This window comes from Gryllotalpicola sp. CP2-P1, from assembly GCF_057512245.1.
In genome coordinates, this window is record NZ_JBLRDT010000058.1 from 1 (window position 1) to 14,631 (window position 14,631).

Genomic DNA, 14,631 nt, shown 5'->3' on the forward strand with positions numbered 1-14,631 from the left:
GAAGCCGACGGCAGGGCGCCCGCCGCCCGGAGGAAGCCGGCGGAGCGCCCCGGCGACAGCGCCGTCGACGACTGGGACGAGCTGACCCGCGGCGACGACCCCACCGCCGACTAGCTAGACTTTTCGCGAGACGTTCGAGAGCAGGAGAGACATGAGCGGCACGACCAACGCCCACGAGCACGAGGAGATCGGCGAAGGACACTCGCCGGCCGCGTGGACGGCGGTGATCATCATGCTGCTCGCCTTCGTGTTCGGCACGATCTTCTTCTACTTCGACCTGCCGTGGCTCGTCGTCGCCTCGGGCGGTCTGCTGGTCGTCGGCCTCATCGTCGGCTGGGTCCTGAAGAAGGCCGGCTACGGCGTGGGTGGCGAGAAGTACCAGCCCAAGGGCCACTAGTGTCCATCCTCGCCGACCTCACCGCGGGCTCGGTCGCCGATGCGAACGCCCGCAAAGAGCGGCGCTCCAAGGCCGAGGTCGAGAAGGCCGCGCTCGAGCAGACACCGGCGCTCGACGCGCTCGAGCTGCTCGCACCGGCCGAGCGGGTGAAGATCATCGCCGAGGTCAAGCGCGCAAGCCCGTCGCGCGGCGACCTGTCTGAGATCTCGGACCCCGCCCAGCTTGCCGTGAGCTACGAGACGGGCGGCGCGAGCGCCATCTCCGTGCTCACCGAGCAGCGGAAGTTCAAGGGCTCGCTCGCCGACCTCGAGGCCGTGCGCGCTGCCGTCAGCATCCCGGTGCTGCGCAAGGACTTCATGGCCACCGAGTACCAGATCCTCGAGGCGCGCGCCGCCGGCGCCGACATCGTGCTGCTCATCGTCGCGGCGCTCAGCCAGAAGAAGCTCGCCGAGCTGCACCAGCTCGCGCGCGAGCTCGGCATGACCGCACTGGTCGAGACGCACTCAGAGGACGAGATCGACCGTGCCCTCGAGGTCGGCGCTCAGCTGGTCGGCGTGAACGCGCGCGACCTCGACAGCGCCGACTTCACCCTCGACAAGGACCTGTTCGGCCGGGTGGCCGACCGGATCCCCGCCGGCGTCATCCGCGTCGCGGAATCCGCTGTCCTCAAGCGGAAGGACGTCGCCCGCTATCGCGAGGCCGGCGCCGACGTCGTGCTGGTCGGCGAGGCGCTCGTCACCGACGGCGACCCGATCCGCACGCTCGAGAAGTTCCTCTCCGTCTAACCCTGTTGGGAGCAACATGACCCTCCGCGACGTCGCCGGGCCTGATTTCGGCGCATTCGGCGGGCGCTTCATGCCCGAGTCGCTCATCGCCGCACTCGACGAGCTGACCGACGCGTGGCACGCCTCCCAGCAGGACCCGGGCTTCGCGGAAGAGCTCGCAGCGCTTCACCGCACCTACTCGGGGCGCCCGTCGATCATCACCGAGGTGCCGCGCTTCGCCGCGCATGCCGGCGGCGCGCGGGTCGTCCTCAAGCGCGAGGATCTGAACCACACGGGCAGCCACAAGATCAACAACGTGCTCGGGCAGGCGCTGCTCGTGAAGCGGATGCTGGGCAAGACGCGCCTCATCGCCGAGACGGGCGCCGGTCAGCACGGCGTGGCCACGGCCACAGCTGCGGCGCTGTTCGGCATGGAGTGCACGATCTACATGGGCGAGGTCGACACCGAGAGACAAGCCCTCAACGTGGCGCGCATGCGCCTCCTCGGCGCAGAGGTCGTGCCGGTGAAGACCGGTTCGCGCACCCTAAAGGATGCCATCAACGAGGCGTTCCGCGACTGGGTGGCCAACGTCGAGACGACGCACTACCTGCTCGGCACGGTGGCCGGCCCGCACCCGTTCCCGACGATGGTCCGCGACTTCCACAAGATCATCGGCGAAGAGGCGCGCGCCCAGGTTCTCGAGCTCACCGGCCGGCTGCCCGATGCGGTCGCCGCGTGCGTCGGCGGCGGCTCGAACGCCATCGGCATCTTCCACGCCTTCCTCGACGACACCGACGTGAAGCTCTACGGCTTCGAGCCGGGCGGCTACGGAATCGAGTCGGGCAAGCACGGCGCGACGCTCGAAGAGGGCCGGCCCGGCATCCTGCACGGCAACAAGACCTACGTCCTGCAGGACGAGGACGGGCAGACCCTCGAATCGCACTCGATCTCGGCCGGCCTGGACTACCCGGGGGTCGGCCCCGAGCACGCGTGGCTCAAAGACCTCGGCCGCGCCGAGTACCGCAACATCACCGACGACGAGGCCATGCAGGCCTTCCGCCTGCTGTGCCGCACCGAGGGCATCATCCCGGCCATCGAGTCGGCCCACGCCCTCGCCGGCGCGCTCAAGCTCGGGCACGAGCTCGGCCCCGATGCGCTCATCCTCGTGAACCTCTCGGGGCGCGGCGACAAAGACGTGGCGACGGCCGGCGCGTACTTCGGCGTCTTGGACGAAGGAGCCGCACAGGCATGAGCGACACCACGACTTCCTCGCCGGTCGCGCAGGCGGTCGCCGACGCGCGCACGTCGCGCAAGGGCGCGCTGGTCGGCTATCTGCCGATCGGATTCCCCGACCTGACGACCTCCGTCGACGCGGCGGTCGCGCTCGTCGAGTCCGGCGTCGACATCCTCGAGCTCGGTCTTCCCTATTCCGACCCCGTCATGGACGGCACCGTGATCCAGGCCGCAGCGCAGCAGTCGCTGTCGAACGGGTTCAAGATCCCGCACCTCTTCGAGGCGGTCCGGCAGATCCGGTCGCAGGTCTCGGCGCCCGCGCTCGTCATGACGTATTGGAACCCCGTGCTGCAGTTCGGCGTCGAGCGCTTCGCCGACGAGCTGGCCGCGGCCGGCGGGGCCGGGCTGATCACGCCCGACATCACGCCCGACTCGGCGGCCGACTGGATCGCGGCGAGCGACCGGGTGGGCCTCGACCGCGTGTTCCTCGCCGCGCCCACCTCGACCAACGAGCGCCTGAGGCAGGCGACAGAGGCCTCGCGCGGCTTCGTGTACGCCGTGTCGACGATGGGGGTGACCGGTGCCCGGGCATCCGTCGACGACGCCGCACGCGCCCTCGTCGGCCGCCTGCGCGACGCAGGGGCCGACTCGGTGTGCGTCGGCATCGGCATCTCGACGGGCGAGCAGGTCAGCGAGGTGCTGTCGTATGCCGACGGCGCGATCGTCGGCGCCATGCTCGTCAAGTCGCTCGCCGACGGGGGAGTGGCCGGTGTGCGCGCCGCGGCCTCGTCCCTGGCCGCGGGCACCGCGCGTTAGCACATAAGCTCGCCCCCTAGACTTCTCCCGGCCCCGCACCCCAGCGGGCGCGATACCCACGGAAGGCACCATCACCTTGCTGGAAGCGCTTGTCTCGAGCATCCCGAGCCCCACAGCCCAATGGCAGTCGTGGACGATCGGCCCCCTGACGATCCACCTGTACGCGCTGCTGATCCTCGCCGGGATCATCGTCGCCGCCTGGTGGACGCACGCGCGCCTGACGAAGCGCGGCGGCGAGCCCGGCATCGTGCTCGATGTCGTCCTGTGGACGGTGCCGCTCGGCATCATCGGGGCCCGGTTCTACCACGTGTTCACGCACCCGCACGACTACTTCTACTCGGGCGCCAACCTGTGGAACGTCTTCGCCATCTGGGACGGCGGCAACGCGATCTTCGGCTCGCTGATCGGCGGCGCGATCGGCCTGTGGCTCGCCTGCGTGACCCCCAAGCACAAGCTGCGGTTCTGGTCGTTCGCCGACGCGCTGGTGCCGGGCCTGCTGCTCGCGCAGGCGGTCGGCCGTCTCGGCAACTACGTCAACAACGAGCTGTTCGGCCTGCCCACCCGCATGCCGTGGGGCCTCGAGATCTCGCCCGACAACAAGGCGTACCCCGCCGGCCTGCCCGACGGGACCGTGTTCCACCCGCTCTTCCTCTACGAGATCATCTGGAACGTCGTCGGGATCGTGCTGCTGCTCGCCATCGAGCGGAAGTACAAGCCGCGCTGGGGCATCTTCTTCGGCATGTACCTCATCTGGTACGGCGCAGGGCGCAGCTGGCTCGAGTCCATCCGCATCGACCCGAGCGAGTTCAGCCTCCTCGGCATCCCGACCAACGTGTGGGCCGCGTTCGCGGCGATCGTCGTGGGCATCGTGGTCATCGCCGTGCAGCACCACCGGCACCCCGGGGCCGAGCCCAGCGTCTACCGCCGGGGCTACGAATGGACCCCGGGTGGCGATGACGTAGACTCGGAATCGTCCGATGGCGCTGATCAGCAGCCTGGCAACACTGTTGCTGAAGACATCGTCACGGGCGACGCCGAGGCCACAAGCCGATCCGGCTCATAACGCACCCCCAGCGGGCATCCGCACCGTGCTCCGCTGACATCAGGCACACCCGAACCGCGCGTCAGCTCCGTCCCACGACAGCAGGGAACGGCACCAACACCCCCGACTCGTCGTAGGGCCGATGGCGTCCCCACCAGTCACTCTCCCCAAATCACGTGAGGACGGTTGAAAATGGCGCGTATGCCGCACATGTCTTCCCCGGTGAACACTTCCTCCCGGTTCTTCAGCTCCGTGCCCGCAGCTCAGGGCATGTACGACCCGAGCTCCGAGAAGGACGCCTGCGGCCTCGCCATGGTGGCGACGCTGCGCGGCACCGCCGGCCACGACATCATCGACAACGCGCTGAACGCGCTGCGTCACCTCGAGCACCGCGGCGCGGTCGGCTCCGACGCCGGCACGGGCGACGGCGCGGGAATCATCACCCAGATCCCCGACGCGTTCCTGCGGGCGGTCACGCCGTTCGAGCTGCCCGAGGTCGGCCGCTACGCGGTCGGCAACGCCTTCCTGCCGCTCGACGCCGACGAGCGCGCCGCCGCAAAGGCCGCCGTCGAGAAGATCGCCGCGCAGGAGCAGCTCACGGTGCTCGGCTGGCGCGAGGTGCCCACCCGCCCCGACGAGATCGGAACGCTCGCGCGCGGCGCCATGCCGGCCATCGAGCAGCTCTACCTGACGGCCACGCACCCGGCAGACGACGGCAGCGTGCGCACGGGCATCCAGGTCGACCGCCTGTCCTTCCGTCTGCGCAAGCGGGCGGAGCGCGAGCTCGGCACCTACTTCGCGTCGCTCTCCGCGCGCACGCTCGTCTACAAGGGCATGGTCACGACGCTCCAGCTCGAGCCGTTCTACCCCGACCTGTCCGACGAGCGCTTCGCCTCGAAGCTCGCCCTCGTGCATTCGCGGTACTCGACCAACACCTTCCCGTCGTGGCCGCTTGCGCAGCCGTTCCGCATGCTCGCGCACAACGGCGAGATCAACACGGTGCAGGGCAACCGCAACTGGATGCGCGCGCGCCAGTCGCAGCTCGAGTCCGAGCTGCTCGGCGACCTGCGCCCGCTGTTCCCGATCGTCACCGACGGTGCGAGCGACTCGGCGAGCTTCGACGAGGTGCTCGAGCTGCTGAACCTCGCCGGCCGCTCGCTGCCGCACGCCGTCATGATGATGGTTCCCGAGGCGTGGGAGAACGCGACAGAGATCGACCCGGCGCGCAAGGCGTTCTACGAGTACCACTCGGCGCTCATGGAGCCGTGGGACGGCCCGGCCGCGCTCGTCTTCACCGACGGCTCCCTCGTCGGCGGCACCCTCGACCGCAACGGGCTGCGCCCGGCGCGGTACCTCGTCACCGACGACGGCCTCATCGTGCTCGGCAGCGAGACCGGCGTGCTCGACATCGCGCCCGAGAAGGTCGTGCGCAAGGGCCGCCTGCGGCCCGGCCGCATGTTCCTCGTCGACACCGAGGCCGGCCGGATCATCGAAGACGACGAGATCAAGGCGTCGCTCGCGGCTGAGCAGCCGTACGGCGAGTGGCTGAAGAACTCGATCAACCTCGCCGACCTGCCCGAGCGCGAGCACATCGTGCACACGCCCGCGTCCGTCCGCCGGCGCCAGCGCACCTTCGGCTACACCGAGGAAGAGGTGCGCATCCTGCTCACGCCGATGGCGAAGAACGGCGCAGAGCCGCTCGGCGCCATGGGCAGCGACACCCCCGTCGCCGTGCTCTCGAAGCGGCCGCGCCTGCTCTTCGACTACTTCACGCAGCAGTTCGCGCAGGTGACCAACCCGCCGCTCGACTCCATCCGCGAAGAGGTCGTCACCTCGATGCGCCTGGGGCTCGGCCCCGAGCGCAACCTGCTCACCGCGACCCCGCAGCACGCCCGCCAGGTCGTCCTCGACTTCCCGGTGATCAACAACGACGAGCTCGCGAAGATCCAGCACATCGACCCGCGCCCCGGCTCGCGCCTCACGACGACGATCAAGGGCCTGTATCGGCCGGATGCCGGCGAGAAGGCGCTCGAGGAGCGGCTCGCCGCGATGTGCGACGAGGTCGACCAGGCCATCGAAGACGGGGCGGCGTTCATCGTCCTGTCCGACCGCGACTCCAACAAGGACCTCGCGCCCATTCCGTCGCTGCTCATGGTCTCGGCCGTGCACCACCACCTGATCCGCACCGAGAACCGCATGCGCGTCGGCATCGTCGTGGAGGCGGGCGACGTGCGCGAGGTGCACCACGTGGCGCTGCTCGTCGGCTACGGGGCCTCCGCGGTGAATCCGTATCTCGCCATGGAGACGGTCGAAGAGCTCGTCAACGCGGGCATGATCACGGGGATCACGGTCGAGAAGGCCGTCTACAACCTCATCAAGGCGCTCGGCAAGGGCGTGCTGAAGATCATGTCGAAGATGGGCATCTCGACGGTCGGGTCGTACGCGGGCGCCCAGGCGTTCGAGGCCGTCGGCCTCTCGCAGGAGTTCGTCGACACCTACTTCACGGGAACCGTGAGCAAGCTCGGCGGCGTCGGCATCGACGTGATCGCGGCAGAGAACCTGAGCAGGCACCAGCAGGCGTACCCGGAAGAGGGCGCCGTGCGCGCGCACGAGCGCCTGGCGACGGGTGGCGAGTACCAGTGGCGCCGCGACGGCAGCCCGCACCTGTTCAACCCCGAGACGGTCTTCCGCCTGCAGCACTCGACCCGCACCCGCCGCTACGACGTGTTCCGCGACTACACGAAGCTCGTCGACGACCAGGCCGAGCAGCTCATGACCCTGCGCGGCATGTTCAGGTTCAAGAAGGGCACGCGCCCCGCCGTGCCGATCGACGAGGTCGAGCCGGTCGAGTCGATCGTGAAGCGCTTCTCGACGGGCGCGATGAGCTACGGCTCGATCTCGCGCGAGGCGCACGAGACGCTCGCGATCGCCATGAACCGCCTCGGCGCGAAGTCGAACACGGGCGAGGGCGGCGAAGACAACGAGCGGCTGCTCGACCCCGAGCGCCGCAGCGCGATCAAGCAGGTCGCCTCGGGCCGCTTCGGCGTCACGAGCATGTACCTGACGCACGCCGACGACATCCAGATCAAGCTCGCGCAGGGCGCCAAGCCCGGCGAAGGCGGCCAGCTGATGGCGCAGAAGGTGTACCCGTGGGTCGCCCGCACGCGGCACGCGACGGCCGGCGTCGGCCTGATCTCGCCGCCGCCGCACCACGACATCTATTCGATCGAGGACCTCAAGCAGCTGATCTTCGACCTCAAGCGCGCGAACCCGAAGGCCCGCATCCACACGAAGCTCGTGTCAGAGAACGGAATCGGCGCGGTGGCCGCCGGGGTGGCGAAGGCCCTCTCCGACGTCATCCTCGTCTCCGGTCACGACGGCGGCACGGGCGCGAGCCCCCTCAACTCGCTCAAGCACGCGGGCACGCCGTGGGAGCTCGGCCTGGCCGAGACCCAGCAGACGCTCATGCTCAACGGCATGCGCGACCGGGTGGTGGTGCAGGTCGACGGCCAGCTCAAGACGGGCCGCGACGTCGTCATCGGCGCGCTGCTCGGCGCCGAGGAGTTCGGCTTCGCGACGGCCCCGCTCGTCGTCGAGGGCTGCGTCATGATGCGCGTCTGCCACCTCGACACCTGCCCCGTGGGCGTCGCGACGCAGAACCCCGTGCTGCGCGAGCGCTTCACGGGCAAGCCCGAGTTCGTGGTGAACTTCTTCGAGTTCATCGCGCAGGAGGTGCGCGAGTATCTCGCCGAGCTGGGCTTCCGCTCGCTCGACGAGGCGATCGGCCACGCCGAGATGCTCGACACCCAGCGCGCCATCGAGCACTGGAAGGCCTCGGGGCTCGACCTGTCGCCGATCCTGCACGGCCCCGAGTTCGCCGACGACGCGCCGCGCAAGAACGCCCGGCAGCAGAACCACGAGCTCGACAAGCACTTCGACGTGAAGCTCATCGAGGCCGCGGCGGATGCCGTGAACAACGGCACCCCCGTCGAGCTCGAGCTGCCGATCCGCAACACCGAGCGCGCCGTGGGCACCATGCTCGGCCACGAGGTGACCCTGCGCCACGGAGAGAACGGCCTGCCCTCCGGCACGATCGACGTCACACTGACGGGCTCGGCCGGCCAGTCGTTCGGCGCCTTCCTGCCCGCGGGCATCACGCTGCGGCTGGTCGGCGACTCGAACGACTACGTCGGCAAGGGGCTGTCGGGCGGCCAAATCGTGCTGCGACCGGATGCCGCAGCGGGCTTCGCGGCGGAAGAGAACGTCATCGCCGGCAACGTCATCGGCTACGGCGCGACACAGGGCACCATGTTCATCCGCGGCATCGTGGGCGAGCGGTTCCTCGTGCGCAACTCGGGCGCGACGGCCGTCGTCGAGGGCGTGGGCGACCACGCGCTCGAGTACATGACCGGCGGTCTCGCCGTGATCCTCGGTGAGACGGGGCGCAACCTCGGGGCAGGCATGTCCGGCGGAACCGCCTACGTCTACCAGCTGCACGAGGGGCGCGTGAACCCGCAGTCCCTCGCCTCCGGCGAGCTGCAGCTGCTCCCGCTCGAGAGCGTCGACGCCGAGATCCTGCGCGATCTGCTCGAGAAGCACGTGGCAGAGACCGGTTCGCCGCTCGCCGCCGCGCTGCTGGCGGACTTCGAAGCGTCCGCCGCCAAGTTCGTGAAGGTGCTGCCCCGTGACTACGCCGCCGTCCTCGAGACGCGGCAGCAGGCGGTCAGCGAGGGACTCGACCCCGACGGAGACGTCGTCTGGTCGCGGATTTTGGAGGCCACCAATGGCTGACCCGAAGGGCTTTCTGAAGACCACCGAGCGCGAGCTGCCGAAGCGGCGGCCGGTCTCGGTGAGGCTCATGGACTGGAAAGAGGTCTACGAGCAGGGCGACCCGACGCAGCTGCGTCGGCAGGCCGGGCGCTGCATGGACTGCGGCATCCCGTTCTGCCACCGCGGCTGCCCGCTCGGCAACCTCATCCCCGAGTGGAACGACCTGACGTGGCGCGGTGAGGGCCGTCAGGCCATCGAGCGCCTGCACGCGACCAACAACTTCCCCGAGTTCACCGGCACGCTGTGCCCCGCGCCGTGCGAGTCGTCGTGCGTGCTCGGCATCAACCAGCCGCCGGTGACCATCAAGCAGGTCGAGATCTCGATCATCGACGAGGCCTGGAACGAGGGGTGGGTCGAGCCGCACCCCCCGCAGCGCCTCACCGGCAAGACGGTCGCCGTCGTCGGCTCGGGCCCCGCGGGTCTCGCCGCCGCTCAGCAGCTCACCCGCGCCGGGCACACCGTCGCGGTCTACGAGCGCGACGACCGCATCGGCGGCCTGCTGCGCTACGGCATCCCCGACTTCAAGATGGAGAAGAAGCGCCTCGACCAGCGCCTCGCTCAGATGACGGCCGAGGGCACGCGTTTCCGCGCGGGCATCGACATCGGCACCGACATCACCTGGAACGACCTGCGCGCGCGCTATGACGCCGTGGTCGTCGCCACGGGCGCCATGGTGCCGCGTGACCTGCCGATCCCCGGCCGCGACCTGCCCGGCGTGCACTTCGCGATGGAGTACCTCACCCAGCAGAACCGCGTGGGCGCGGGCGACAGCGTCGCCAACCAGATCACCGCAGAGGGCAAGCACGTCGTCGTCATCGGCGGCGGCGACACCGGTGCGGACTGCATCGGCACGGCGCACCGCCAGGGTGCGGCCTCGGTCACCAACCTCGCCATCGGCGCCCGCCCGCCGCTCGAGCGTGCCGAGCACGAGCCCTGGCCGACCGACCCGCGGCTGTTCGAGGTGTCGAGCGCCCACGAAGAGGGCGGCAAGCGCGAGTTCCTCGCCTCGACCGTCGAGTTCCTGCGCAACGAGGCGGGCGAGGTGCGTGCGCTGCGCGTCGCCGAGACCGAGTTCGTCGACGGCCGCCGCGTGCCGAAGTCGGGCACCGAGCGCGAGATCCCGGCCGACCTGGTCCTGCTCGCGCTCGGCTTCACCGGGCCCGAGCAGCAGTTCCTCTCCGAGCAGCTGGGCCTGCGCTTCGACGGCCGCGGCAACGCGGCGCGCGACGAGGACTACGCCACGGCCGAGCCCGGCGTCTTCGTCGCAGGCGACGCGGGTCGCGGCCAGTCGCTCATCGTGTGGGCGATCGCCGAGGGGCGCGCGGCGGCGGCGGCCGTCGACCGCTACCTCGAGGGCGACACCGCGCTGCCGTCGCCTATCAAGGCGACCGAGCGAGGCATTAGCCTTTAACAGCGCTCGCGGCCCGTCGGCCGGCGCATCGCTACGAAACCAGAAAGCTGAACACGGAACATCACATGAGACGTGCCAAGATCGTCGCCACTCTCGGCCCTGCAACGTCGAGCTACGAAGCCATCCGCGCCATCATCGAGGCGGGTGTCGACGTCGCTCGAATGAACCTCAGCCACGGCAGCTACGACGTCCATGAGGGCGTGTACGCGAACGTGCGCAAGGCCGCAGACGACCTCGGCAAGCCCGTCGCCGTCATGGTCGACCTGCAGGGCCCGAAGATCCGCCTCGGCAAGTTCGAGGCCGGCCCCTACGAGCTCCGCGAGGGCGACACCTTCACGATCACCACGGAAGAGATCGTCGGCAACCAGCAGATCTCGGGAACCACGTTCAAGGGGCTTCCCGACGACGTGAAGCCCGGCGACCCGCTGCTGATCGACGACGGCAAGGTCGGCCTGCGCGTCGTGTCGGTCGACGGCCCGCGCGTCACGACCGAGGTCACCGTGCCCGGCGCGGTCTCCAACAACAAGGGCATCAACCTGCCCGGAGTCGCCGTGAACGTTCCGGCGCTCAGCGAGAAGGACGAGGCCGACCTGCGCTGGGGTCTTCGCCTCGGCGCCGACTACATCGCCCTGTCGTTCGTGCGCAACGCCAAGGACATCGACCGCGTGCACGAGATCATGGCGGAAGAGGGCCGCAAGGTCCCCGTCATCGCCAAGATCGAGAAGCCGCAGGCCGTCGACGCCCTCGAAGAGATCATCGACGCGTTCGACGCGATCATGGTCGCCCGCGGCGACCTCGGCGTCGAGCTGCCGCTCGAGCAGGTGCCGATCGTGCAGAAGCGCGCCGTCGAGCTCGCGCGCCGCATGGCCAAGCCGGTCATCGTCGCGACCCAGGTGCTCGAGTCGATGATCTCGAGCCCGCGCCCGACGCGCGCCGAGGCATCCGACTGCGCGAACGCGATCCTCGACGGTGCAGACGCCGTCATGCTCTCGGGTGAGACCAGTGTCGGTGAGTTCCCGACCATCACCGTGCAGACCATGGCGCGCATCATCGAGTCGACCGAAGAGCACGGCCTCGAGCGGGTTCCCCCGCTCGGCACGACGCCGCGCACCCAGGGCGGCGCGATCACCCTCGCCGCTGCCGATGTCGCCGAGTTCGTCGGCGCGAAGTTCGTCTGCATCTTCACCGAGTCGGGCGACACCGCACGCCGCATGTCGCGCCTGCGTCACGCCATCCCGATGCGGGCGTTCGCGACCGACGAGGCGACCCGCCGTCGCATGGCGCTCGTGTGGGGCATCCAGTCGTCGCTCGTCCAGCCCGTGACCTACACCGACGAGTACTTCCGCCAGGTCGACGACGTGCTGCTCGGCGAGGGTCTCGCGACCTACGGCGAGAAGGTCGTCGTCATCTCCGGGTCCCCTCCCGGACTGCCCGGCACGACGAACGACATGCGCGTCTACACCGTCGGCCACGCTCACAACGAGGTCGCCCCGGCGTACGCCCAGTCCTGACCGTCGCGCCGCGATCCGCGGCCGAGCGCGGCCCGCACCTCGTCTTCCGACACCTCCGGCAGCTCGCGGTACCAGCGCCGGATGCTCGTGAGAGGTGCGGGCCGCGCTATCGCGTAGAGATCCGCTGCGAGCCGGCCCAGGCTGTGCCCCTGCGGCGCGACCGGAACCGCGGCGACGACGCGGGCCGCGCCTGCCGCCCCGACCGTCTCGAGGGCGGCGCGCATCGTCGCTCCCGTGTCGATGCCCTCGTCCACGACGATGACGGTCCTTCCGGCGACATCGCCGTCGACGACGCATCCCTCGGGCATCACCTCCCCAAGAGGTGCGCCCAGCCGCTCGGCCACGACGCGCGCGATCAGCACGCCGCCAGCGGGAACACCGAGCACCAGAGGTCGGAACCCCCTCAGATTCAGCAGCACGTCGGCGAGCAGCTCGCCCGCCTCATTGCGGTCGCGGAACAGCACGGTGGCAGGCTACGCGGGTCCCGCCTCTGCTGCGACGGCGCCCGCCTGTGAATCCGGTTCGCGATGGCTCAAGATCGCGACGGCCGAACTGGCGATCACGAGGGCGATGCCGGCGATCATGGCGAGGGTGAAGCTCTCGCTCAGCACGAGCCAGCCGAACACCGCGGCGACCGCCGGGCCGAACGCGGTCACGACGCCGTAGACACGCGGCGTCAGGCGGCGCAGCACGAAGGTGTCGAGGCTGTACGGCACCGCGCTCGACAGCACCCCGAGCGCGAGCAGGCGCAGCCAGTCGCTCACCGTCACGCTCTGCCAGGCGATGGTCGCGAGCGCGACCGGCACCGAGACGACGGTCGTCACGATGCTCGCGACCGTGATGCCCTCGAGCCCCGGCAGGCCGAGGGCGACGCGGCGCGAGAACAGGATGTACGCCGCCCAGAACGCGGCGGCGAGCAGCGCGCACACGAGGCCCAGCGCATTCAGCTCGCCGGATGCCTCAGACAGCAGCACCACGCCGCCCGCGGCGGCGACGGCGCACAGCCCGTCGATCAGCCGACGCGAGCCGATCACGGCGAGGGCGAACGGACCCAGGTACTCGATCACCGCCGCGACGCCGAGGCCGAGAAGGTGCACCGCCACGTAGAACGTGAGGTTCATGCCGAGCAGGGCGAGGCCGAGCACGACGGCGGGCCACAGCCGCCGCCAGCCGAGCTCCGCGCGGCGCGGGCGCCAGAACGGCGCGAGGGTCGCCACCGTGACGAGCTGGCGCGCGGCCACGACCGGCACCACGCCGACGGTGGGAATGAGCAGGCCGGCGACCGCGGAGCCGAAGTTGACGCTCACGAGGCTGCCGAGCTGCACCGCAGCGCCGCTCCACAGGCGGCGGGGTGCGGTCATCCCTCCACACTAGGTGCGCAAGGGCGGTGCGGATGTCGGTGGCCGCTGCTTCACTTTCCGCATGGACATCGCAGATCCGCAGACCGTCTTCCCGAAGATCGTGGCGACCGTGCTCGACACCACCGACGCGCGCCGGCTGGCCGAGTTCTACCGCGAGTTGCTCGGCTACTCCTACTTCCCGGGCGACGAGCCGCCCGCAGACGGCAGGCCCGACGACGCCGACTGGCTGCGGCTGCGCGAGCCGGGCGGGGCGTTCCGGCTCTCCTTCCAGCAGGTCGAGAAGCTCGACCCGCCCACCTGGCCAGAGGGCCCTGTGCCGCAGCAGCTGCACCTCGACTTCGCGGTCGGCTCTGCGGCCGAGCTGCAACGGCAGAAGGCGCGGGCGCTCGAGCTCGGCGCGACGCTGCTGCGCGACCGCTTCGACGACCCCGACGAGCCGCTCTTCGTCTTCACCGACCCGGCGGGGCATCCGTTCTGCATCTTCGTCGGCTAGCGTCGAGAGGGTGCGCCTGCTCCTCATCCGTCATGGTCAGACCCCCGCCAACGTTCTCGGCGAGCTCGACACCGCCGCCCCCGGCCCGGGCCTGACCGAGCTGGGGCAGCAGCAGGCCAGAGCGGTTCCCGACGCTCTGCGCGATGAGAACCTGCAGGGCATCTACGCGTCGCGGCTCGTGCGCACGCAGCTCACCGCGGCACCGCTCTCGGCGGCGCGCGGGCTCGACGTGGTGGTCCACGACGGGCTGCATGAGATCGAGGCCGGCGAGCTCGAGGCGAAGAGCGACGAGGCGTCGGTGAAGGCCTACCTCGACACGATCATCAAGTGGGGCACCGGCGAGCTCGACGCGCGCATGCCGGGGGCGTTCGACGGTCACGACTTCTTCGGCCGCTTCGATGCGGCGGTCGCCGAGATCGCCCGCGCGCACGACGACACCGCGGCGGTGTTCAGCCATGGCGCGGCGATCCGCGCGTGGGTCGGGGCCCGCGCGCTGAACGTGAGCGGCGAGTTCACCCTGCGCAATCCGATCGACAACACCGGTGTCGCGGTGCTCGAGGGCTCGGTCGAGCGCGGCTGGCGTCTGATCAGCTGGGCGAACACGCCCGTCGGCGGTGCAGAGCTCGCCGATGTCCAGGCACCCGACCCGACCGGCGAACGCGTCGGCTGAACCATGGCGGGCGGGCAGATCGACCCCGCGGCCGAGGGGCGACGCGTCGGGCGCGAGCTCTGGCCGGCCGGGGCGAGCTGGGTGCCCGACGAGGTGCTCGACA

The 14,631-nt window shown here is 70.2% G+C and carries 12 protein-coding genes; 10 read left to right on the plus strand and 2 right to left on the minus strand.

The genetic code is table 11. The features are described from left to right. The first annotated feature begins 151 nt into the window (after positions 1-151). The 8 genes from ACM2XV_RS06600 (at position 152) to pyk (ending at position 12,004) form a co-directional block, all read left to right on the plus strand. Entirely contained in the window at positions 152-397 is a 246-nt protein-coding gene (locus ACM2XV_RS06600; RefSeq protein ID WP_344777867.1) for a DUF6704 family protein, read from the plus strand. Between the two features lie 5 nt (positions 398-402). Beyond that, positions 403-1,182 (plus strand): indole-3-glycerol phosphate synthase TrpC, encoded by a 780-nt coding sequence (gene trpC / locus ACM2XV_RS06605; protein WP_344778422.1) that lies wholly within the window; start codon positions 403-405, stop codon positions 1,180-1,182. A 16-nt stretch (positions 1,183-1,198) separates the two neighbouring features. Further along, positions 1,199-2,413, plus strand: coding sequence for a tryptophan synthase subunit beta (gene trpB / locus ACM2XV_RS06610; RefSeq protein ID WP_487026351.1), 1,215 nt, complete (start codon positions 1,199-1,201; stop codon positions 2,411-2,413). Next, entirely contained in the window at positions 2,410-3,210 is an 801-nt protein-coding gene (gene trpA / locus ACM2XV_RS06615; RefSeq protein WP_344777871.1) for a tryptophan synthase subunit alpha, read from the plus strand. Before trpB ends, trpA begins: the two co-directional genes overlap by 4 nt. A gap of 79 nt (positions 3,211-3,289) precedes the next feature. Next, positions 3,290-4,273, plus strand: a complete 984-nt coding sequence (gene lgt, locus ACM2XV_RS06620) for a prolipoprotein diacylglyceryl transferase (protein ID WP_487026357.1) — start codon at positions 3,290-3,292, stop codon at positions 4,271-4,273. 180 nt (positions 4,274-4,453) lie between these two features. Then, positions 4,454-9,043, plus strand: a complete 4,590-nt coding sequence (gene gltB / locus ACM2XV_RS06625; protein ID WP_487026352.1) for a glutamate synthase large subunit — start codon at positions 4,454-4,456, stop codon at positions 9,041-9,043. Beyond that, the gene (locus ACM2XV_RS06630; RefSeq protein ID WP_487026353.1) at positions 9,036-10,493 is read left to right on the plus strand and encodes a glutamate synthase subunit beta; all 1,458 of its coding nucleotides are present in this window, start codon (positions 9,036-9,038) and stop codon (positions 10,491-10,493) included. Before gltB ends, ACM2XV_RS06630 begins: the two co-directional genes overlap by 8 nt. 65 nt (positions 10,494-10,558) lie before the next feature. Next, complete coding sequence (pyk, locus tag ACM2XV_RS06635; RefSeq protein ID WP_344777877.1) at positions 10,559-12,004, plus strand: pyruvate kinase; 1,446 nt, start codon at positions 10,559-10,561, stop codon at positions 12,002-12,004. On the opposite strand, the gene ACM2XV_RS06640 is transcribed toward pyk, so the two are convergent. Continuing rightward, the gene (locus ACM2XV_RS06640; RefSeq protein ID WP_487026354.1) at positions 11,968-12,468 is read right to left on the minus strand and encodes a phosphoribosyltransferase family protein; all 501 of its coding nucleotides are present in this window, start codon (positions 12,466-12,468) and stop codon (positions 11,968-11,970) included. The two genes, pyk and ACM2XV_RS06640, sit on opposite strands and share 37 nt — an antisense overlap. 9 nt (positions 12,469-12,477) lie before the next feature. After that, positions 12,478-13,365: an EamA family transporter gene (locus ACM2XV_RS06645; RefSeq protein WP_344777881.1), complete on the minus strand. Its 888-nt coding sequence runs from the start codon at positions 13,363-13,365 to the stop codon at positions 12,478-12,480. A 61-nt stretch (positions 13,366-13,426) separates the two neighbouring features. On the opposite strand from ACM2XV_RS06645, the gene ACM2XV_RS06650 reads away from it, so the two are divergent. Both ACM2XV_RS06650 and ACM2XV_RS06655 read left to right on the plus strand, forming a co-directional pair. Further along, on the plus strand, positions 13,427-13,858 hold the full coding sequence (locus ACM2XV_RS06650; protein ID WP_487026355.1) for a VOC family protein: 432 nt from the start codon (positions 13,427-13,429) through the stop codon (positions 13,856-13,858). A 10-nt stretch (positions 13,859-13,868) separates the two neighbouring features. Beyond that, positions 13,869-14,528: a histidine phosphatase family protein gene (locus ACM2XV_RS06655; protein ID WP_487026356.1), complete on the plus strand. Its 660-nt coding sequence runs from the start codon at positions 13,869-13,871 to the stop codon at positions 14,526-14,528. Positions 14,529-14,631: the final 103 nt, after the last annotated feature.

Bases quoted from the DNA above. Each gene is read 5' to 3' on its own strand.
- ACM2XV_RS06600 (WP_344777867.1), top strand. From the start codon at position 152: ATGAGCGGCACGACCAACGCCCACGAGCACGAGGAGATCGGCGAAGGA.
- trpB (WP_487026351.1), top strand. From the start codon at position 1,199: ATGACCCTCCGCGACGTCGCCGGGCCTGATTTCGGCGCATTCGGCGGG.
- trpA (WP_344777871.1), top strand. From the start codon at position 2,410: ATGAGCGACACCACGACTTCCTCGCCGGTCGCGCAGGCGGTCGCCGAC.
- gltB (WP_487026352.1), top strand. From the start codon at position 4,454: ATGCCGCACATGTCTTCCCCGGTGAACACTTCCTCCCGGTTCTTCAGC.
- ACM2XV_RS06630 (WP_487026353.1), top strand. From the start codon at position 9,036: ATGGCTGACCCGAAGGGCTTTCTGAAGACCACCGAGCGCGAGCTGCCG.
- pyk (WP_344777877.1), top strand. From the start codon at position 10,559: ATGAGACGTGCCAAGATCGTCGCCACTCTCGGCCCTGCAACGTCGAGC.
- ACM2XV_RS06645 (WP_344777881.1), bottom strand. From the start codon at position 13,365: ATGACCGCACCCCGCCGCCTGTGGAGCGGCGCTGCGGTGCAGCTCGGC.
- ACM2XV_RS06650 (WP_487026355.1), top strand. From the start codon at position 13,427: ATGGACATCGCAGATCCGCAGACCGTCTTCCCGAAGATCGTGGCGACC.